Genomic DNA, 20339 nt, shown 5'->3' with positions numbered 1-20339 from the left:
CTTCCAAGCGCAACAGGGGGAAGCGGCTCCTCTTACCTCGCTCAGATGGTCGACTACGACTGTTCTACTGCTGGTCGGCAGTCGTGGCGTAGATGGTCTTCTTGCAGGCCAAATACACGACCAACCCCAGCAGAGACACGGCAGCCCCGATCAGCAGCAGGTTGCTGTAGTTGGCGGCCGGTCCGGTGGCGCCCATGATGCTGAAGCCCTCCAGGCTGGGCTTGCCCATCAGGCCGCCGATGATGGCGATGCCGATGGAGCCGGTCACGTTCATGACCAAATCGTTCATACCCACGCCGCGGCCCGACTGGTCCTGGGGCAGGGTGTCAAGCACGGTGGAGACGATGGGCGAATACATCAGTCCGACCCCGGCATAGTAAACGCAGGCAGTCAGCGTCAGGGCCAGCAGGCCGGAATTGACCACCAGGGCCGTCCCGGCGAAGCCCAGAATCATCAGGCAGGCAGCGATGATGATGGCGGTCTTGCGGCCGATCCTGTCCACGATGGCGCCCGAGGTGGTGCCCAGCACGGCGGCCACCAGGAAGGCCCAGACCACATGCAGGGAGACCGTGGTGGTCGACACCTTGTAGACGTCACGCCCGATGGCGTTGAAGATGGGCGACATGCAGTAGTTCATGAAGTAGAAGATCAGGATCAGCCCGATGCCCATCAGCCAGCGCTTGTTACGGAAGAAGTCCGGGGTGATGAAGGGGCTCTTGGCCCGACTGATGTACACGGCGAAGATCAGGTAGCAGACAGCGGAGGCCACCAGCAGCCACCAGGCCGTGTAAGAGAAGAAGAGGGTCAGCAGGGCCGTGGCCAGTCCGAAGATGACGAAGCCCAGCCAGTCCACCTTCTCGCCGTTGCCGCCGCCGGTTGGCAGGCTCTTGAGCAGGATGGGCAGGAAGATGATGGTGACCGCGGGAATCAGGAAGAGGTACTGCCAGGCTATGGAGCTGAGCAGACCGGCGGCGAAGATGCCGATGGCTGCAGACACCTGGTAGCCTGCCGTAAAGATGCCGAAGAAGATCACCTTCAGGGAGGGCTTGAGGTACTTGGTGGCCACGACCAGATAGGCCGAGCCAGCCACCTGCTCGCCGGCGGTCTGCAGCAGCCGGGCCGCGATCACATTCCAGATGTTGGGGGCCATGATCGTGTTGGCCACGTATCCGTACACGGATCCGACGAACAGTATGCATAGGCCGAAGGTGACCAGCTTGCGCAGGGATACGAAGTCACCCAGGGACCCGTAGATGAAGCAGACGATGCCCAGGACGATGCTGGGCAGGGCCGTGATCAGCGAGGCCTGATCGGGAGCGCCGGCATCCTTGCCGACCTGCTGGAAGACCAGGTTGAAGCCCTGCAGGCACAGGGTGCCCAGGACGAAGGTGATCAGCAGCAGGATCAGCGACCGTACCGCTGTCGAATCCTCGGTGGATTGCTTTTCGGACATGATGTCTTCAGTTCTCTTTCTCTTGCGTGAACTTGCCGGGGATGGCAGACCTCAGTCAGCCTGGGAGGCCAGCCTGGTGATGCGGGTCATGAACTCGTCAAGGAAGCGGGGCACGTCCACGCCGACGGCCACGCGCATGGTCTTGTTGGGGTCGTTGAGCCGCTGCTCGTCGCCGATGGTGCGCCCGCGAGTAGCGCCTTCGGTCTCCACCTTCATGTTCATGGGCAGGGTGGTGACCAGGGTCGGATCCACGGCCACGCCCACGGCCAGTGGATCGTGCAGGCCGCAACCACCCAGGTGGGGCGAAGTGGTCTCGTAGGCCTTGATGTAGAAGTCGGTCATGTCCGCCAGGAAGTTGCCTGCCGCAGTGCCCAGCTGCCGCCAGCGGTCGGTCTCCTTGTAGGTCAGCAGGGTCTGCAGGGTCACGTCCAGGCCGACCATGGTCACAGGCGCACCGGAGCGGAAGAGCACGTCGGCCGCGTCCGGATCCTGGGAGATGTTGGCCTCCTGCCAGGCATCCACATTGCCCGGCACGGTCAGGGCCCCGCCCATGAGTACGATGGAGCCGATGCGCTGGGCAATATCAGGCTCCTTGGCCAAGGCGGCGGCGATGTTGGTCATGGGGCCGGTGGGCACGTAGACCAGATCCTTGCCGTAGGTGTTGACCGCATCGATGATGAAGTCCACGGCCGACTGTGTCTCAGCCTTGCGATCCGAGTCGGGGATGGCCACGTCGCCGATGCCGTTCTCTCCGTGGATGAAGGCGGAGACAGGCAGCACCTCGAAGGAGTCCGCCTTGGAGGCGTGGGACAGGCCCGGGTAGACCTTGACCTCAGGGTGGCCCAGCAGATCGGTGATGGCCAGATCGTTGCGGATGCCCTGCTCCAGGAGCACGTTGCCATAGGTTCCAGTTATGCCGATCAGCTCTACTTCGGGGCTGCCCAGGGCATAGGAGATAGCCAGAGTGTCGTCGACACCAGTGTCCAAATCGAGAATCAGCTTACGCATACAATATTTCCTTTCATTGCCAGGCTGTATGGAACCATGGCCGTATGCATCCACGATGTCCTTGTTGTGGATACTTGTTTATCATATGCGAAATTGAGCAGTTTCGCTCCCCATGACAGGCGCAAGTCGTGGACAATATCCTCAAATGTTCATGTCGCCGGTGTTCTGGACCCAGACAGCATATCCGGCAGCTGGTTTTCCGGGCGATTCCCTGGTTCACCATGGCGAGCCGGATCGACGGACCAGTCCCCAAGATGCCTATGATTACTCTTATTATGCCCGGATGATCTGGCGAAAAGGGAACCCATGGCTGCAATCCAAGGACGTCGGCGCAATCTACAACTGATGACCGCCCTAGGCGTGTTGGCCGGCGGCCTCTACGGCTACACCCTGACCGTCATCTCCGGGGCGCTGGTCGGCATGAACCTGGGCTCCGGCTCGGGCGGACATCTGACGGCCGGTGAACAGGGTATGGTCACCTCAGCCCTGCTGATAGGCGCTGCACTGGGATCCTACCTGGCAGGCAAATTCAACGACCGCTTCGGCCCCAAGCACATCATCCTGGCCGGCGTCATGCTGGCCATCCCAGGAGCTCTGCTGAGCGCTCTGGCCCCCAGTCTGGCCCTGCTGGGACTGGGAAGATTGATCATCGGGGCTGGCATCGGGATGACATCCACCATCGTGCCCATCTACCTGGCCGATATGGTCGGCACGGCGGAACGCGGACGGGTGGTTTCGGTCAACTCGGTCATGATTGTGGTCTGGCAGCTACTGGCGGTCAGCGTCAACGCCATCCTGGACAGGATGGGTGCCGACTGGCGGACCATGCTCTGGGCCCTAGTGCCTCCGGCCATCCTGCTGGCCCTGCTGGCCTGCTTCCTGCATGACAGCCCGGCCCACCTGATTCGCCGTGGCCAACCGGACCAGGCTGCGGCCTTCCTGGAATCCACCCGCGACCAGGCAGAGGCCCGGGTGACCATGCAGGAGCTATCGCAGCCGGCGAGCGCGAAGACCGCCAGTTTCAAGGTCCCCTGGCTCCGGCGGGTGCTGATTGTGGGCATCGGCATAGCCATGATCAACCAGCTGACCGGACTGAACATCGTCAACTACTACGCACCGACCATCTTCACCGACACCCTGGGCTTCGACCCCTCCCTGTCCATGGTGGCCACCGTGCCCGTCATCCTAGTCTCCGCCATAGCGGCCACCATCGGAGGGCTGGGACTGATCGACCGCTTCGACCGCCGCGTTATTCTGGCTGTGGGACTCGCAGGAACCATTGTCTTCCTGGCCGCCATCGGGGTCTGCTACCGGTTCGTCGACGCCCCAGGCAGCGGGTCACGAACGGCCGCCTGGATCATGATCGGCATGATGATGATCTACGTGATCTTCGTCCAGGGCCTGGTGGCCCCGGTCACCTGGCTGCTCCTGTCCGAGATCTTCCCCCAGCAGGTCAAGAGCCGTGGCATGGGCTACGCCAACGTGGCCATGAACCTGACCAACTTCGGACTCTCCCTGGTCTTCCCCACCCTGCTTGCCCGGCTGGGCGGCACCGGCACCTATCTGCTCTTCGCCCTGATCAATGTGTGCGCCCTGGTGTTCGCCTGGTTCATGGTGCCCGAGACCCGAGGCAAGAGCCTGGCCCAGATTGAGCAGGAGGCCCGGGCCCGGGCATGAAATCGGGCATAAAAAGAGGGCGGAACCGGATGCCGGCCCGCCCCTATGGAATCTGATACTTCAGATTAGGATGCCTCAGATGTTGAAGGCCTTCTTGGCCAGCTTGGCGATGGTGTCGCCTCCCAGCTGTGCGACATCATTCTTGCACTGGTTGATCCTGCCGAAGAGCTGGTCCGCGTCGTTGTATGACAGGGGCTGGCCGATCTCCTTGGACAGGTCAACCAGCTGGTCGATGGTCTCCAGGTTGCTCAGCTTCTCTACCAAGGTCTTCTCGTCCATGAATCACTCCTCTGTAAGCGGCGGTGCAGACACCGGGGGCCTTACGCCATCGATGCCCACCTTTCTCTTCCCATCATAGCCAGCGAACGGATGAACCGGGCGCGCATAGGGGCTCAAATCAGGTCGTAGGAGAAATCGTGGATCTGGTCCAGGGCCTGCCGGCTCTCCTCCAGCCAGGTCATGGCCACCGGATAGACGTGCCCCAGGGTCTGCAGGCGGTTGGGCCTCGGGTCATGCAGCTCGAAGTCGCGGCCCTTCCTGCACAGAATCCCGGCCAGCTTCAGAGCGTCACCCTGCAGAAAGTCGTCGGCACTGGTGTTCAGGAATACCGGCGGCAGGTGGACCATATCAACCATGGTCGTCAGGTCGGCCACCTGGTCGCCCCCAGCCTGCACAAAGCTCCCGAAGAAGGATGGAGCAACCATGGTCAAGGCATCGGTGGGCGAGCCACTGGGTTGGAAACCATCCAGATTCACCGATAGGTAAGGAGTCAGGTCGAAAAGCCCTGAGACCAAGGCAGCGCCACGGGGCCGCAGCCCGGCAGGTTTCAACCCCAGCCTCTGCGCGAATTGGTCATCGGACTCCACTGCCAGCGTATATAGGGCCAGCGTGCCTCCGGCCGAGTCACCTGTCAGAAAGATCCTGTCGGGCGAAACCGGATACTCCTCCAGGTGGTTCTTGATCCAGGTCAGGGCCGTCAGCACGTCGCCCAGCTGGCCCATGAAGTCCGTGCTGGGGACCAGCTGGTAGTTGACCGAGAAGACCGCAAAGCCGCGCTGTGCCAGATGGGTGCAGAAGTTGCGGTTGAGCTCCTTGTAGCCGTACATGAACCCGCCGCCGTGGATGTCGATATAGACCGGAGTCACCTTGCCGTTGCGCAGCAGGGCATCATGAGGCAGGTAAAGGTCCAGCTTGTGGGTGCGCAGACCGTCGTCCACATATGCGATGTCATTGAGGCAGTCCACACCCTCGGGCACCTGCCAGTGGCGAGAACGGGGAGCATCCATGCGCCCAAAGGTCAGCCGGGATCCCAGAACGGTCTTGGCTATATCGGCACTGCAACCACCTAGATCCCTATCGACCTCAGTCCAGCCCTCTAACAATTTGCGTTCCTCATCGGTTACGGTCATATCTGCATCGTTGCTCATCATTCAGCCCTCACCACTCCAACCCGCAGAGCTCCTCGCATTTGGTCTTGTGGGTTTACAGCCAATATACATTGCCGACAAACGGACACTCCTGCCCACGATTGCGCTCCTGCCGGTAGAATAACGGAAACAGCGACAGAAAGGCCAAGGATGACAATCGCAAGCTACGAAAGCGTGTCCGCGCTCTCCCTGGGCCTGCCGCCCACCACCGCCATTCCAGCAGCCAAGGGCCAACTGCCCATAAGGGCCTTCACCACGCGACCGCCCGTCTCCTCACGACTGCGTCAGCACTTCTCCACCAGCGTCGACAAGATCGTCATGCTGGCCCTGCTGCGCCCCGGGACCATATCTGTGACGGACGGCGCGCATTGCCACGAGGTGCTGGTCATGGCCGTCGGGCTGAAGACTCCCGATGTGCCGGAGGACGTGTTGGAACACATCGCCGCAATGCGCTCCTCAGGCATGGTCTTCATCACCATTCACCAAGATGAAGAGGGTCTCGTCTGCACACCGGCCGTCCGCAGGGCCCTGCCCACCAAAGCCGGTCATGAGACCAGGCATACGCTCCACCTGGGCAGTCCTCGCCCTGCTGATCAGACCAATCTGACCTTAGCCGGCGACGATATGGACCAACTCTGGGACAGCCTGTGTGCCCAGGTGACCCTGGATCAGACTGACGGCACGGATCTGGACAACCGACTCGCCATCCGCGAGCGCATCGACCTGCTCAAGGCCCAGGAGGCCAAGCTGACCGGGGACCACGGCCGGGCCAAAAACACCCAGGACCGCAACACAGCCTTCGCCAAGCTCCAGAAGGTCCGTGCCGAACTGAAGCAGCTTTCCGTCGATAATCAGACTTCAGAGGATAATTAATCAAGCAGCAATATCCTCATAGACCAATCTGATACACATAGATCAGAGCAGCCAGATTTCCACAACGGAATCTTTCTTGCAACTGCAATGAAATCCCACCTTATGCAGAGGCAAAGAGGCGGATAATCCCGAAGCCAAATAGCCAAAAGTGCTTTTGGTCGCTGCAAATTTTCTGATCTTATGCATATTGAAGAAACAATCTAGCTGGCACTTGTTAAAAGCACTAGAGCGCAACGAGTGCGGACGCCACAGGAGTCATCATTTCCTGCAACGTCCGCATTAGCCGTAACAATCAGCTGACTTAGCGTTGTTTACCCAGTCATGATGCGCCAAGCTGAATCATAAGCGGGATTCGAGAATATCAGCAATTCTTGCTTCCTGGTCACTAGTAAGTTGGACAGCAGGCTTTCGTATATCTGTACAAATCGGCAATCCCTTGGCCTTTACCGCTCCTTTAATAGAGGAAATAAACAGATCGGCCACATCATATATCTGCATTAAGGCATTGACACGCTCCGCACATCGCAGAGCCGTCTGGTAATCTTCATGCTCATATGCAGAATGCATGGCGACAAAGGTCTCTGGTTCAACGTTTGTTAGCCCGCAAAGCACTCCATCGCCACCGGCAATTCTGTTAGCTGTGTAGTATTCATCAAACCCCGAGAGTACACAAAAATCAGGATTAACCTTGCGAACAGCTGCGATTACCTTGCGAGTATGGCTGATCGTATCGACCGTATCTTTGATTCCGACAATATTGGGATGGCTGGAAACCAATTTGACAACTAGGTCTGGGGACAAATCCATTCCTGTTCGGGGAGGAAAATTGTAAAGGAGGACCGGGAGTTTGATCGATTTGCAAATCATATCATAGTAGTCTTCAGCTGCCTCATTCGAAGGGCCGAAGTAATAGGGAGCTACAGCAACAACACCATCAGCTCCGGATTCCTCGGCATTTATCGCGAAGTCGACCACCTCATCAGGATTTGTTCCGCCAATCCCCACCAGCACCTTCATTCTGCACGCCACGTGATCTGAGACGTACTGTATGACCTTCTTTTTGGTCTCCAAATCGAATGCATAAAACTCACCTATGCTGCCAAAGATCAGTACTCCGTCAATTCCGGCATCGATCAGATGGTCGAGATGACGGCCCCAAAGATTGTAATCAATGTCGCCGTTCTTTTTTGTAATCGTGATCGAAGGACAGTAAATACCGTGGAATTTTTTCGCCATACCAATACTCCTCATTCGTTAAATAATGAACCCCTATTCTTCTGGCAAGAAGTTTATGATGAACGGGCTCATCCCCGAACCAACCATTCGCTCCTTTACATCAGGACAATGCTCAAGAGCATCACGAAGATGAACGCCACAACCCCTAAGAGGGTTTGCATCACGGTCCATGTCTTGAACATCTCGGTCAAAGAGAATCCGAAATATTCCTTGACCAACCACAATCCGGCATCGTTGACGAATGAGAATACGATGGAACCGGCACCAATGGCCAATACCAGAAGAGTTACACCAACGGGGTTCAGGCCCATCGCTACAGCCACTGGTTCAAGGATTCCTGCAGTAGTTATAGCGGATACCGTAGAAGAACCGGTCGCGATCCTCACAAACGCAGCGATAACCCAAGCGATAAGAAGCACCGAAATATGGGAGGTCTTCACAAATTCAGTTAACATATCACCAATCCCGGTATCAATAAGGACTGTCTTGAAACCACCACCCGCGCCTAGGATAAAGACGATTCCTGCGATGGGCTTCAGAGAATTGCCTGCCTCGCTTTGAATTTTCTTCCATGGGAAATTGGTGACCTTGAAGAGGACAAGGGCCGAGAAAATGAGCGAAATCAGCAAGGCGACCTCAGGATTGCCGACGAACTGCAATATCTGCGGACCCAGCGCTTTTGAAGTGCCAAGCTTAGGATCGATCATTGTTGCAATGGATGTGATCAACAGCAGAAGGGCTGGGAAAATAATGCACATAAGAGAGAGCAAGAACGAAGGACGCCTGCTACCCTCTGGTCGATTTTCCAAACTCGACATGTCGAAAGTATCTGGAGCCCCTCTACCTACAATCCTTGTAGCATAGCGCGCAAAGAGAGGGCCGCAAATAATGACAGTGGGAATAGCAATCAGCACACCAATTCCCATGGTTATGCCCATGCTTCCGTTAGAAAACGTCTTTAAGGCAGCTGTGGGTCCAGGATGAGGCGGTACAAGAGCCTGCATGGAAGACAAACCAGCCAGGGATGGCATTGCAATCATCATAATGGGCAACTTGGAACGCTTGGAAACCATGATAATGACCGGAACCATAATAATCAGGCCCACATCGAAGAACATGGGCAACCCTATCAGCGAACCAATCAAAGCCATAGTCCAGGGCAACCATTTTGTTGACGAATGATCAACCAGTGTGTCTACAAGCACACCGGTGGCACCCGTAACCATGAGTGTTTGACCTAGCATGGCACCGATTCCAACTAATATGCCCACGCTTTTGGTCGTTGAACCGAACCCATCAAGAAAGGAATTGATGGTATTCATCAAACCATAGCCTGATCCGATGCCTGTGATCATCGACGCAATCATTATGGCTATGAATGGGTGAACATGTGCGGCAGAGACCAACATGATCAACACAACCACACCCACGATAATGCTGATCAATAGAGCCACGGGGTTCAGATGAACCTGTGGAGGCTGTTCTGAAGCAGCTGCCAAGAGTAAAGGAGCCGCTGCGATAATTGAATTCATGAGACGTCTTTCTGTGAAACGATGTGCAATGTATGATTGAATTCATGCTTCATTCGAGCTCACCACATAAATGTTCCTAATGGAAAAGTCCGGGGCTCAGAACTTTGGAGCGAAAGGCATGAATTCAGCAGAATCAAATAGAAGGGAATGAGGGCGAAGGGGCGGGGGCATCATTGCTTCCCAACCGAACATCAACCGCGGTAAATATACTTTTCCGCTGTCTCTATCGTCATCTCGGTACCATTACCTGGGGCTGTGGGAGCCACATAATTGCCATTAAGTATCTCAGTGGGATGGACAAAATACTCATGTTGGTTATCAACGTATTCGATCATCCGGCCATCCATGGTACCAGACACTGCGCAGTAATCGAACATGGCAAAATGGCAGACAGCTTCGCACAACCCGACTCCTCCGGCATGCGGGCATACAATTTTATTGAACTTCTTTGCCAAAAGATACTCAAGCACGATCTCCTGAGGGCCAGCAACCCTGGTAGCGTCTATCTGCATGACGCCGAAGGCATTTTCTTGTAGGAATTGCTTGAACATGATGCGGTTCTGCATCTGCTCGCCGGTTGCTACAGGGATGGGGTTGATAGCACGGGCAATAGTCGCATGACCAATGATATCGTCTGGATTAGTCGGCTCCTCCACCCAAGCCAAATCAAAATCATGAAACTTATTGATCCACTCTATGGCCTCAGGAACATCCCATACTTGATTTGCATCAACCGCCAAGCGAACTTCAGGACCAACTGTCTCACGAGCCAATGCGAGACGACGCAGATCGTCGTCAACATTATGCCCAACCTTAAGCTTGATTTGCTTGAAGCCTTTTTCTTGGGTCTCCTTCTTGGCTATTTCCACCATCTTCTCGTCTGCGTAACCCAGCCACCCCGCTGCAGTGGAGTATCCGGGATAGCCGTTCTTGAGCAGATATTTGATACGCTCTTCCTTGCCTTCCTGCCCTTGCCTGAGGATTTCTGTAGCCTCCTCTGGACGAAGGGCATCAGTCAGATAACGGAAATCAAGCGTGCTTACCAATTCCTCTGGTTCCATCTCAGCAAGGAGCCTCCACAGGGGCTTGCCTGCCCTCTTGGCCTTAATGTCCCAAAGAGCGCTAAGTACAGCGCCAATGGCCATATGTTCCACTCCCTTTTCCGGACCAAGCCATCGCAATTGGGAGTCGCCGACCAAGAGATCCCAGGCACTTCGCATGTTATCAAGAAAATCCTCAACATTACGCCCTAACAAGACCTGCGACATGGAATCAATGGCCCTGCAGACCACATCGTTACCCCGACCGATGGTGAAGACAAAACCCGTGCCTACGATACCGTCGTCTTTATTAGTGTGAACTTCTACGTACGCAGCGGAATAATCAGGATCCGGATTCATGGCATCTGAGCCGGATAGGGTTTGAGAAGTGGGAAAGCGAAAATCATATGTTTGGACTTTGGTGATTGTGCTCACGATAGACTCCTTCGTCATATATACCGCGATCAATTCTTTGATGACAGTTCAGACTATAGCGATATACTTCGAAAAGTACAAACACGCTTTGGAAATATTTCCAAGCTGGGGATCTTTATTATATACTTATGAACTAAGCAGGCTCTGCGTCAACCTGCAATTGCACAGGTCTGCCTTTGTAACCCTAAGTTTCTGAGTCCCGTCCTTGCAAGGATCGATCAATGGGGGGAAGGAAGTGACTTGCAGTGAAGGTTTCCGAAATAGCAGAGCTCGCTGGCGTTTCGGCGTCGACAGTTTCCAAGGTCATCAATGGCAGAGCGGGAATCGCTGCTGAAACTAGGCGACATGTAGAGGAGGTGCTTGAAGAAAATGGATACTTCAAACCGCTGGTCAGCACCAAAGTATCTCATACAATTGAGCTGGTTCTAGACCATATCGACTCAGACTGTACAACAGCTTTTACCAAAGAAGTCTCGTATTGGGTACAGCAGGCCGGTTTCGCACTGACCGTAACCCAGCTAGAGGCAGGCCTCAGCATAGAGCACTGCTTCCGAAACATCATTGACCGCAACCCCATGGGTGTGGTGATACACCAGATAACTCAAATTCCTGAAGCAGAAAAGAAGCTTTTAAAATCAAGAAATATTCCATACGTTATATTAAATCCAGTCACACCTCTGGATGACAAAGCAATGTGGGTCTCCTTTGATAGGTGGACTGGAGCCTTTCAAATAACTCAGTATCTGATATCTATGGGGCATAGACGCATCGGCATAATCAATGGTCCCGCAGATGCGCAGGCTACCATTTCGAGATATGGAGGTTTCCTCACCGCAGCACATCATGAGGACATTGATACTTCTGATGAGCTCGAAGAGACGACTGATCTCTCTCCTCAAAGCGGATATGAGGCTGCTTGTCACTTGCTTGACCGTTCTGATCGACCCACTGCGATTTTTGCCTGCAACGACCAGGTAGCAACGGCCGTCTACCGTGCAGCACACGAAAGGGGCCTATCTATACCCGACGATCTCTCTGTCGTTGGTTTTGAGGATATATTCCCTGCAAATTACTTGGATCCACCTCTGACGACAGTTCATAAACCCTTCAACTCTGCTTCACGTAAGGCCATAGAAATGATTATCGATCAACGACGAAATCGAAAAACAGAAAATCACGTGGTATTACCTATGACTATCGTTAAACGTGGAAGCGTGATGCGCCCCAAAGAACACTAGTAATACAGCTTAATATGCAAATTATTTTAATAAAAATGATCCCAAAGCAGGCAGTGTATGGTATTTGACATCATCATAGGCTAGTCCATTTTTTATTGAGGATCATCCATGACAGTCATATATTTGTTGATCTAGGCACAAAAGACACAGCATAGCAATGCACCCGCGAACTGCGCATGTACAAAACTTACCGCGATGCTTCGTCTTGGCACAAAAGAAGCTATATTGCGAAAGAACCGATGTTTAACAGTGCGTGAAATACCGACATCCAACATGTACTTCTGGTCGAATTTTCACAACATAAAGAAAATTTATGCCAATCTGAAGTTTAGTGAAAATTAGAAATTTTAGTTCGTTGCACCTTAATTACAAGCAATATTTAGTCTTTCTAAAAAACATCATGTACCATCTGAGCATAAGGAATCACCTTCTTTCTGACTCAGCGCGGAAATCATCGGACCAATCATCATATAGAGCAGATTATCCTAACTAAGGAAAGGTAAAGGGGTTGTCGGACTGCAGCGGTCCGACAACCCCTCATAGATCCATGTCATGAATCTACTCAATTAGGCACAGAGTTCTGGAATAAATTGATTTTCCAATAAACCCTAAAGACCGATCAGTCGAATTCAGTGATGACCGAACGGATGACCTCGCCGTTGACCAGCTGCTTGTAAGCCTCGTCGATCTGGCTCAGCTTGATGTGCTGGCTGACGATGTCATGCATGTTCAGTCTGCCATCCACAGCGAAGTCGGCATACATGGGGATGTCGTGCTTGATGTTGGTGGAGCCCATCCATACGCCCTTGAAGCCGCGCTGGTGGACCAGCAGGTCGGCCGGGTTGATCTCCAGGGAGACCGTGGCATCCGGCTTGGTCAGACCGATCGGGTAAGCGGTGCCGCCCACACCCAGCATGTCCCAGGCCTGCTTCATGGTAACGGGCAGACCGATGGCCTCGAAGGCCTGGTCCACGCCGCCGTCAGTCAGTTCGCGCACCTTGGCGACAGGGTCCTCGTTCTTGGAGTTGATGACGTCGGTGGCGCCGAACTTGCGGGCGAACTCCAGCTTGTTGTCCAGCAGGTCGATGGCGATGATCCGCTTGGCACCGCAGATCCGGGCTCCCGAGATGATGTTCAGGCCGATGCCGCCGGTGCCGATGACGGCCACAGTGTCGCCGGGACGCACATGGGCGGTGTTGATGGCCGCTCCGGCTCCGGTAATGGTGGCGCAGCCGATGCAGGCAGCCTCATCCCACTTGACCTGGTTGTTGACCACAGCCAGCTGGTTCTCGTGAATAAGGGCCTTCTCGGCGAAACCGCCGGTGCCGAAGGCCTGGGTGATGGGCCGGCCGTCGGGGAAGGACAAACGGGGCTTCTCGCCCGCGCCGCGCACGCACTCCTGCTGCTGGGTGCAGGACTGGGGCTGACCCTTGAGGCAGTTGGCGCAGTGTCCGCAGACCTGCTCCAGGGAGGCCACCACATGGTCGCCCAACTTGATACCGGACACCTCGGGGCCCACGGCCTCGACGATGCCCGAGATCTCATGACCGATCACAGCCGGGAAGGGGAAGAACTTGTCGTCATCCTCGACCAGATGCAAATCCGAATGGCACAGACCCGAGGCCTGCACGTCCACCAGGACCTCCGCGCCAATGGGGTCGTCAATGATGATCTCCTCGGGCTGGGCAAAGCCCTTGCCGATGCCGTAGGCAATCGACGCCTTGATCTTCTGAGGCATAAACCATCTCCTAATCACAATGCCGCCACCGGCCTCATGCCAGGCAGGGCAAAAACAACGTTGAATATTCCGCTGTGGCCACGGCCATCCTCACTGTATGAACCGCTGCCGCAGACCACTTTCATGTTAGCAGGAAAGAGGGGTCAATCAGCATTTAGACTGGCCCGGGAAAGGGCCTCCGGCGTTTCCTCGACGCTGGCTCCAAGCCTCCATAGAATGGGCTTCATGTGTGGACGATTCGCGGCCGACCTGGACTACTCCAGCCTGGCCAAACACTACGGTGCCCGGCAGGCTCCAGGACTGCCCAAGCCCTCCTGGAACATCAGCCCCGGGTCGGTCATCACCCTGGTGGCCCAGGACCGACATGGGCAGCGGCATCTGCATCCGGCCCGTTGGAACCTGGTCCCATCCTGGTCCGAAAGCGATCAGATGGCCTACCCCACCCATAACGCCCGAGTGGAGAGCGCCCTGACCAAGCGGACCTACGCGGACTCGGCCAGGAGTCAGAGGGCCATCATCCCGGCCAGCGGCTACTACGAGTGGACGCCTGACCATCAGCCCTACTACTTCCAGGCTCCCGACGGCCACACCCTGAACATCGCCGGACTCTACTCCTGGTGGCGTGCCAGGCCTGGTCAACCCTGGCTGCTGACCGCCACCATCCTGACGACGCAAGCCACGCCAGAGGCCGCCCGGGTGCACGACCGGATGCCCCTGCTGATCACCGATGAAAACCTGGACTCCTGGCTGGACCCAGACATAGAAGGCACGGAAATCCTGCCCAAGGCCGTGGAACCCGGCCGTCAAGCCTCAGAAGAATTGACCATGCACCCAGTGGCGCCCCTGAAAGGGGACGGACCGGAACTGACTGAGGATATGGCCCTGGATCAGCGGGTCAAGAGAATTTAGAAGGTTCGCGGGATTCAGATGGTGAAGCCCAGCTCCCTCGCCGCCTCAGTGGGAACCGGGTCGTAGGCCCAATACTCGCTCTGGTTGTCATCGGAGGACAGGCTGCGAATCTCGGCCTTGTCGATGTAGACCTCACCCGACAGATGGTCGGTCTCATGCTGGAAGATGCGGGCCGGCCAGCCGTGCATGTGCTGGCGATGCTTGCGCCCGGAACGGTCCTCCCAGCTGGCGGTGATGTCCAGCCAGCGCCGCCGGACCGCCTGGAACCCTTCCAGGGACAGGCATCCCTCGTAGAAGGCCGCGGTCTCCTGCCCGATAGGCTCATAGGAGGGGTTGATGATGACCCTGAAGGGCAGCTCGTCGATCTGACGCGGATCGTCCTCGTCGTCGCGGATATGGTCCTCGATGACGGCGATGGCCAGGCCCAGACCCACCTGAGGTGCCGCCAGCCCCACGCCCGGGGCCTCAAGCATGGTGGCACGCATGGCCTTGAGCAGCCTGTTCAGGGTCTTGGCTGCCAGCTGGCCCTGGTAGGGCTGAGCCTGCTGGCGCAGGACGGGTTCGCCCATCTGCACGATGGGCAGGAGCTCTTCCTTGCCGGCCTCGGCCAGCATGGATTCCACCCGGTGGTTGAGATCGGCGTCGAAGGCCGCCTTTCTGCCGAACATGGATGATTCCGCCTTTCCTGGGTCGTCGGTTCAGATGGCCAGCTCGTCGGCCACGACCGAGGCCAGCCGCTGGCAGACCTGGTCGGCCTGCTCCTGGGTGGCCGCCTCGACCATGACCCTGACCAGGGGCTCGGTGCCCGAGGGCCGCAGCAGGACCCGCCCGGTGTTGCCCAGCATCCGCTCCTCCGCCTCGACCGCATCCTGGACCTTGGCGTTGGTGCGGGCCGCGTTCTTGTCCACGCCTGAGACGTTAATCAGTTGCTGCGGCAGCTGGGGGAAGTCGGCGGCCAGTTCCTTGAGGCTCTTGCCCGAGCGCACGACCTCCTTGGCCAGGGTCAGGGCCGTCAGGGTCCCGTCGCCGGTGGTGGCGAACTCCCGGTTGATGACGTGCCCGGACTGCTCGCCGCCCAGGGTGTAGCCCCCGCGCAGCATCTCCTCAAGGACGTAGCGGTCGCCCACAGCCGTCTGGACGGTGACGATGCCCATCTGCTTCAGGGCCAGTTTGAGTCCCAGGTTGCTCATGACGGTGACCACCAGGGTATCGTTGGCCAGCTTGCCCTCGCGCTGTTTGGCGCGGGCCAGGATGCCCATGATCTGATCGCCGTTGACCATGTTTCCCTCTTCGTCCACGGCCAGACAACGGTCGGCATCCCCGTCGAAGGCCACGCCCATGACCGCGTCCGAGGCCTTGACCATGGCCTGCAGCTGCTCGGGATGGGTGGAGCCGGCGTGTTTGTTGATGTTGTAGCCGTCGGGCGAGGCGTTGATGACCACCACGTCCGCTCCGGCCCGGCGCAGGGCTTCGGGGGCTACCACCGAGGTGGCTCCGTTGGCGCAGTCGGCCACGATTCGCAGACCGTCCAGGGGCTTGGGCTGGGTCTTGTCAGGGGCAACAGGGGCCACGGCCTCCACCAGGTGGTCGATGTACATGTTGGTGGCGGTCACCGTGTCATGAGAGACGCGGCCCACGCCCTCGCCCACCGGACGTTCCCAGTCCTGGCCCAGGACCGCTTCGATGTCGTCCTCCTTGGAATCCTGGAGCTTGAACCCGCCCCGGGCGAAGAATTTGATGCCGTTGTCGGGCATGGGGTTGTGGGAGGCGGAGATGACCGCCCCCATCTCCACGTTCAGTACGCTGGTCAGGTAGGCGATGCCCGGGGTGGGAATGATGCCCACGTCGATCACGTCGAAGCCGCCAGATGACATGCCGGCAGCCAGGGCCGAGGCCAGGAAGTCCCCGGAGACCCGGGTGTCGCGGCCGATCAGGGCCCGTCGGCGGCCTGCGGACCGATCCGCGCCACGGCCCAGGACACGGACTGCCGCATCGCCCAGATCCAGGGCCAGCTGTGCAGTCAGGTCTCTATTGGCTAAACCGCGTACACCATCGGTACCGAATAATCTGGGCATTTGCTCTCCTCCGAACGTACCAGCCTGCATTCAGGCAACAGATTCATTATGGCCCCGCCCCTGACCCGTCGCCACCCGGGCCGGAGCGGGCGGAATACTCAGCGCAGACGCTCGTTGTATTCGCGGACCTTGAGGATGCGCCTGGAGGACTCCACGTTCTGGATGATCATCCCGCGCAGGGCCTTGGGGGCCTCGGCGTGGTCGGCCAGCCAGGCGTCACCCGCCTTGACCAGGGCGGCCGGATCAGCCTTGGTCGGGTAGAGCCCGCCTGCCGACAGCGGGTTGAGCAGGGTCTCCGCGATGTGGAAGGTCTTCTGGGCCCAGACCTGGTCCACAGCCGCAAAGAAACGGTCCACGTAGGGTGCGAAGAGCTCCTGGTCCCCTGAGCCGGAGAAGCCGTCGGCCAGGGCCTCGATCTGCGAGTTGGTCAGATCCTCGTTGTGCAGGGCCTGATCCCAGGCCCAGGCCTTAGCCTCGGCTGTCGGACGGGCGGCCCGGGCGCCCATGGCGAACTCGCGGTTCTCCGTGGTGTCTTTCGCAGCCAGCTCCCGGTCGATCTCCCCATCAGCCAGCAGGTCGTGGGCGGACAGGGCGTGGATGATCAGCCAGCGGGTGTTGTTGTCGATGGTCAGCCCTTCCAGCTTCAGGTCGCCGTTCAGCAGACCGCGGGCGTGATCCTCGAAGTCGGCGTCATCCCCGTAACCCAGGTAGGCGCGGACAAGCTGGAACTGCTCGTCCGAACCGGGCTGGGCCTTCATGGCCAGATCCCAGAGCGTGCTGGCCACCAGCTGCAACATGGGCTGGCGGCGACGGGATGCGGTGAAGTGATGGGCGGCCGTGGAGATCTGAGACAGAGCGTAGCGGAAGGTGGTGGACTGGTGCTCGGTGGCCAGAGCCTTCAGGCTCAGGCTGATGAAGCGCTCAGCAGGGAACTGTGCATCCCGGGTCATGTCCCAAATGCTGAGCCAAACCACAGCCCGGGCCAGACGGTCCTCAATCCGGTAGAGGTTCTGCGTGGCATACTCCAGGGAATCCTGATCCAGACGCAGCTTGGCGTAGGTCAGATCGTCGTCGTTGATCAGGATCAGGGCCGGACGCTTCTTGCCAACAACCTGGGGCACTTCGGCTCCCTGGCCGTCCAGATCCAGTTCGAACCGGTCTGTGCGCACCACCTTGCCGGACTGGTCCTCGTCATAGAAGCCCACAGCCAGGCGGTGCGGTCGCAGGACCGGATGCTCCTCGGGGGCGGTCTGGTCGATCCGCATGGCAGTGATGATCCCCCGCTCATCGGTCTGCACCTGGCTGGTCAGCGTGGTGATGCCGGCCTCCTCAAGCCAGAGCCGGGACCAGTTGCCTAGGTCGCGGCCGCTGGTCTTCTCCAGCTCGGTCAGCAGATCCTTCAGTGTGGCGTTGCCGTGGGCATGTGCCGTCAGATAGTTGTGGATGCCCTGGAAGAAGCGTTCACGGCCCACGTAGGCGACCAGCTGCTTCAGGACAGAGCCGCCCTTGGCGTAGGTGATGCCGTCGAAGTTGACCTCGGTATCGTGCAGGTCGCGGATGGGGGCCACCACAGGATGGGTGGTGGGTAGCTGATCCTCGGTCAGGGCCCAGCTCTTCTCACCGGAGCAGAAGGTGGCCCAGTCGTCGGTCCACTCGGTGGCCTCGGCGGTTGCCAGGGTCGACATGAACTCGGCGAAGGACTCGTTCAGCCACAGATCGTTCCACCACTTCATGGTCACCAGGTCGCCGAACCACATGTGGGCCAGCTCGTGCAGGACGGTCTCCACACGGCGGTTGATCTGGGCCCCGGTGGCCTTGGACTCGAAGACGTAGGAGTCGCGGAAGGTGACCAGGCCGATGTTCTCCATGGCGCCCGCGTTGTATTCGGGCACGAAGATTTGGTCGTACTTGGCCCAGGGGAAGGGCAGGTCCCAGGTCTTGGCGTAGAAGGCGAAGCCCTTCTTGGTCACGTCGAAGAGGTATTCGGCATCCCCGTCCAGGGAGTCCTTGAGCGCCTGGCGGCAGTACAGGCCCATGGGGATGGTCCGTCCATCCTCGTTCTGGTATTCGCTGGTCCATTGGGCATAGGGTCCGGCGGCGAAGGCGGTCAGGTAGGAGCTCATGACCGGGGTGGTCTGGAAGACCCAACGGGTCACGCCCTCGGTGCGGCCGCCCTCCAGGGTTCCCTCGGCGGTGCGGCTGTCCAGGTCCTGATGGGAGGCGGGAGGCATGTTGGACAGGACCGTCCAGGATGCCGGGGCATCCACGGTGAAGTCGAAGACTGCCTTGATGTCGGGCTGGTCGAAGACGGCATAGACCCTGCGGGCGTCGGGCACCTCGAACTGGGAGTAGAGGTAGACGTTGCCATCCGAGGGGTCCACGCTGCGATGCAGTCCCTCGCCTGTGCGCGAATAACGGCAGAGGGCCTCCACCCGCAGCTGGTTGTGCTCGCGCAGGTCGTTCAGCTCAATCCGGTCGTCCCGGAAGGCCAGGGCCGGGTCCAGACGCTGGCCGTTGAGCTCGATCAGACTGACCTGGTCGGCGATCAGATCCACAAAGGTGGACTCCCCCGGCCGTGCATCAAAGTCGATCAGGGCTGTGGAGGGGAAGGTGACAGGCCCCTTGGTCAGGTCCAGATTGACCTTGTAGCTGACATTGGATACGACGACGGCTCGCTCTTCTGCTTCCACACGAGTCAGATTGGCTCCGGGCATGAATTTCCTTTCGTGCATGGATGTCGGTGCCCCCACCGGCATCGGCATAGGTCCTGTATGGATATGGCATGTCAAGTCTAATGCGGGCACCAGCCGACGGGCCAGCAGGAGGATTCCCCTCTTTTCTCACGGCGCAGTCCGAACGGGAATAGTCGGACCTCCAGGCGGTTGTTCATGGTCGTTGCCTTATGAGTCTGGCAGAAAGGAAGCGTCATGCAGGTCCGGACCGGGTTTACCACACAGCAGCTCAACATGCTCTGCCAGTACTCCTACGGGATCGGTCGAGGGGACGTCAAGACCCGTCCGGGCCTGCACTGGTTCGAGAATCCGGCCCTTGGCAGCTACTGGGTGCTGCGCTCACGCTACTGCCCCGAAAACGGCTTCGAGGGGATGATCGCCGCCCAGGGCCTGGAGGACGGTCCGGACTATACCCGTTTGGTTGTGGTCTATGCAGGCACCAACCTGCGCGACGACCCCCGCCATGACATCCATGCCGCGTTGACCTGCTTCCTGCCGCCACTGAACGGGGAGCCGGGACAGACACAGCAGGCAGGCATTCTGGCCAAGCAGGCGCTTGACCTGGCCCGGCGCAAGGCCGGAACCGAGCGCGGGGTGCTCTTTACCGGGCATAGCCTGGGCGGAGGTCTGGCCCTGATACAGGCGGCTGAGCAGGACCTGCCCGCCAGGGTCTTCTGCGCCGCCGACCCCTGGCGGGTGCTGGACCAGGAACAGCGTCAGCGGGTGGCCCGCCACTACGGGGACGGCAAGTTTTTAGACTACCGTCTGGGCAACGACCGTGTGACCGGAACCGCCAACCGTCTGTTGAGCGGACAGGCTGATCGCAGCGCCTGTGTGGTCTGGTGCGGCAAGGGACCCAGCAGGTTCGGACACTGGCTGGGCGACTTTGATTTCGACCAGGGCGGCGAGGTGCTGGCCGAAACTCCTGTTACCGTGGCCGCGTATCCGCGGTAATATGGGGATTGG

The 20339-nt window shown here is 58.2% G+C and carries 16 protein-coding genes; 5 read left to right on the top strand and 11 right to left on the bottom strand.

The genetic code is table 11. The features are described 5' to 3' along the window. Window positions 1-64: 64 nt before the first annotated feature. Window positions 65-1453 (bottom strand): MFS transporter, encoded by a 1389-nt coding sequence (locus ACNAOV_RS02045; RefSeq protein WP_416517762.1) that lies wholly within the window; start codon window positions 1451-1453, stop codon window positions 65-67. A 51-nt stretch (window positions 1454-1504) separates the two neighbouring features. Next, window positions 1505-2461 (bottom strand): nucleoside hydrolase, encoded by a 957-nt coding sequence (locus ACNAOV_RS02040; RefSeq protein ID WP_416517761.1) that lies wholly within the window; start codon window positions 2459-2461, stop codon window positions 1505-1507. A 306-nt stretch (window positions 2462-2767) separates the two neighbouring features. On the opposite strand from ACNAOV_RS02040, the gene ACNAOV_RS02035 reads away from it, so the two are divergent. Continuing rightward, window positions 2768-4138 carry a sugar porter family MFS transporter gene (locus ACNAOV_RS02035; protein WP_416517760.1) on the top strand — a complete coding sequence of 457 codons (1371 nt, stop codon included), beginning with the start codon at window positions 2768-2770 and terminating at the stop codon, window positions 4136-4138. 75 nt (window positions 4139-4213) lie between these two features. On the opposite strand, the gene ACNAOV_RS02030 is transcribed toward ACNAOV_RS02035, so the two are convergent. Further along, complete coding sequence (locus tag ACNAOV_RS02030; protein ID WP_229132431.1) at window positions 4214-4417, bottom strand: hypothetical protein; 204 nt, start codon at window positions 4415-4417, stop codon at window positions 4214-4216. A gap of 113 nt (window positions 4418-4530) precedes the next feature. Next, window positions 4531-5565: an alpha/beta hydrolase gene (locus ACNAOV_RS02025; protein WP_416517759.1), complete on the bottom strand. Its 1035-nt coding sequence runs from the start codon at window positions 5563-5565 to the stop codon at window positions 4531-4533. 150 nt (window positions 5566-5715) lie between these two features. Between ACNAOV_RS02025 and ACNAOV_RS02020 the strand changes: the two genes are divergently transcribed. Continuing rightward, on the top strand, window positions 5716-6438 hold the full coding sequence (locus tag ACNAOV_RS02020; RefSeq protein ID WP_416517758.1) for a DUF4391 domain-containing protein: 723 nt from the start codon (window positions 5716-5718) through the stop codon (window positions 6436-6438). A 339-nt stretch (window positions 6439-6777) separates the two neighbouring features. On the opposite strand, the gene ACNAOV_RS02015 is transcribed toward ACNAOV_RS02020, so the two are convergent. From ACNAOV_RS02015 to ACNAOV_RS02005, 3 genes are all read right to left on the bottom strand, one after another. Beyond that, on the bottom strand, window positions 6778-7674 hold the full coding sequence (locus ACNAOV_RS02015; RefSeq protein ID WP_416517757.1) for a dihydrodipicolinate synthase family protein: 897 nt from the start codon (window positions 7672-7674) through the stop codon (window positions 6778-6780). A gap of 95 nt (window positions 7675-7769) precedes the next feature. Then, entirely contained in the window at window positions 7770-9206 is a 1437-nt protein-coding gene (locus ACNAOV_RS02010; RefSeq protein WP_416517756.1) for a GntP family permease, read from the bottom strand. Between the two features lie 191 nt (window positions 9207-9397). Further along, a complete protein-coding gene (locus ACNAOV_RS02005) occupies window positions 9398-10681 on the bottom strand; it encodes an enolase C-terminal domain-like protein (RefSeq protein ID WP_416517755.1) in 1284 nt (427 codons plus the stop codon). Between the two features lie 245 nt (window positions 10682-10926). On the opposite strand from ACNAOV_RS02005, the gene ACNAOV_RS02000 reads away from it, so the two are divergent. Next, window positions 10927-11919, top strand: coding sequence for a LacI family DNA-binding transcriptional regulator (locus ACNAOV_RS02000; RefSeq protein WP_416517754.1), 993 nt, complete (start codon window positions 10927-10929; stop codon window positions 11917-11919). 619 nt (window positions 11920-12538) lie between these two features. On the opposite strand, the gene ACNAOV_RS01995 is transcribed toward ACNAOV_RS02000, so the two are convergent. After that, window positions 12539-13657, bottom strand: a complete 1119-nt coding sequence (locus tag ACNAOV_RS01995) for a zinc-binding dehydrogenase (protein WP_416517753.1) — start codon at window positions 13655-13657, stop codon at window positions 12539-12541. A 225-nt stretch (window positions 13658-13882) separates the two neighbouring features. Here ACNAOV_RS01995 and ACNAOV_RS01990 point away from each other — a divergent pair, with 225 nt between their 5' ends. Further along, window positions 13883-14566, top strand: coding sequence for an SOS response-associated peptidase (locus ACNAOV_RS01990; protein ID WP_416517752.1), 684 nt, complete (start codon window positions 13883-13885; stop codon window positions 14564-14566). 14 nt (window positions 14567-14580) lie between these two features. Here the strand turns inward: ACNAOV_RS01990 and ACNAOV_RS01985 are convergent, their stop codons facing one another. The 3 genes from ACNAOV_RS01985 to pepN all read right to left on the bottom strand — a co-directional run bounded on the left by ACNAOV_RS01985 (window position 14581) and on the right by pepN (window position 19355). Next, window positions 14581-15234: a peptide deformylase gene (locus tag ACNAOV_RS01985; protein WP_416517751.1), complete on the bottom strand. Its 654-nt coding sequence runs from the start codon at window positions 15232-15234 to the stop codon at window positions 14581-14583. A 30-nt stretch (window positions 15235-15264) separates the two neighbouring features. Further along, window positions 15265-16641 (bottom strand): phosphoglucosamine mutase, encoded by a 1377-nt coding sequence (glmM, locus tag ACNAOV_RS01980; protein WP_029677825.1) that lies wholly within the window; start codon window positions 16639-16641, stop codon window positions 15265-15267. 98 nt (window positions 16642-16739) lie between these two features. Beyond that, a complete protein-coding gene (gene pepN, locus ACNAOV_RS01975) occupies window positions 16740-19355 on the bottom strand; it encodes an aminopeptidase N (protein ID WP_416517750.1) in 2616 nt (871 codons plus the stop codon). A gap of 213 nt (window positions 19356-19568) precedes the next feature. Between pepN and ACNAOV_RS01970 the strand changes: the two genes are divergently transcribed. After that, window positions 19569-20327: a hypothetical protein gene (locus ACNAOV_RS01970; RefSeq protein ID WP_416517749.1), complete on the top strand. Its 759-nt coding sequence runs from the start codon at window positions 19569-19571 to the stop codon at window positions 20325-20327. Window positions 20328-20339: the final 12 nt, after the last annotated feature.

It is taken from the genome of Bifidobacterium asteroides (assembly GCF_048001765.1).
Taxonomy (GTDB): domain Bacteria; phylum Actinomycetota; class Actinomycetes; order Actinomycetales; family Bifidobacteriaceae; genus Bombiscardovia; species Bombiscardovia asteroides_K.
This window is presented reverse-complemented; position numbering and strand designations above follow the sequence as displayed.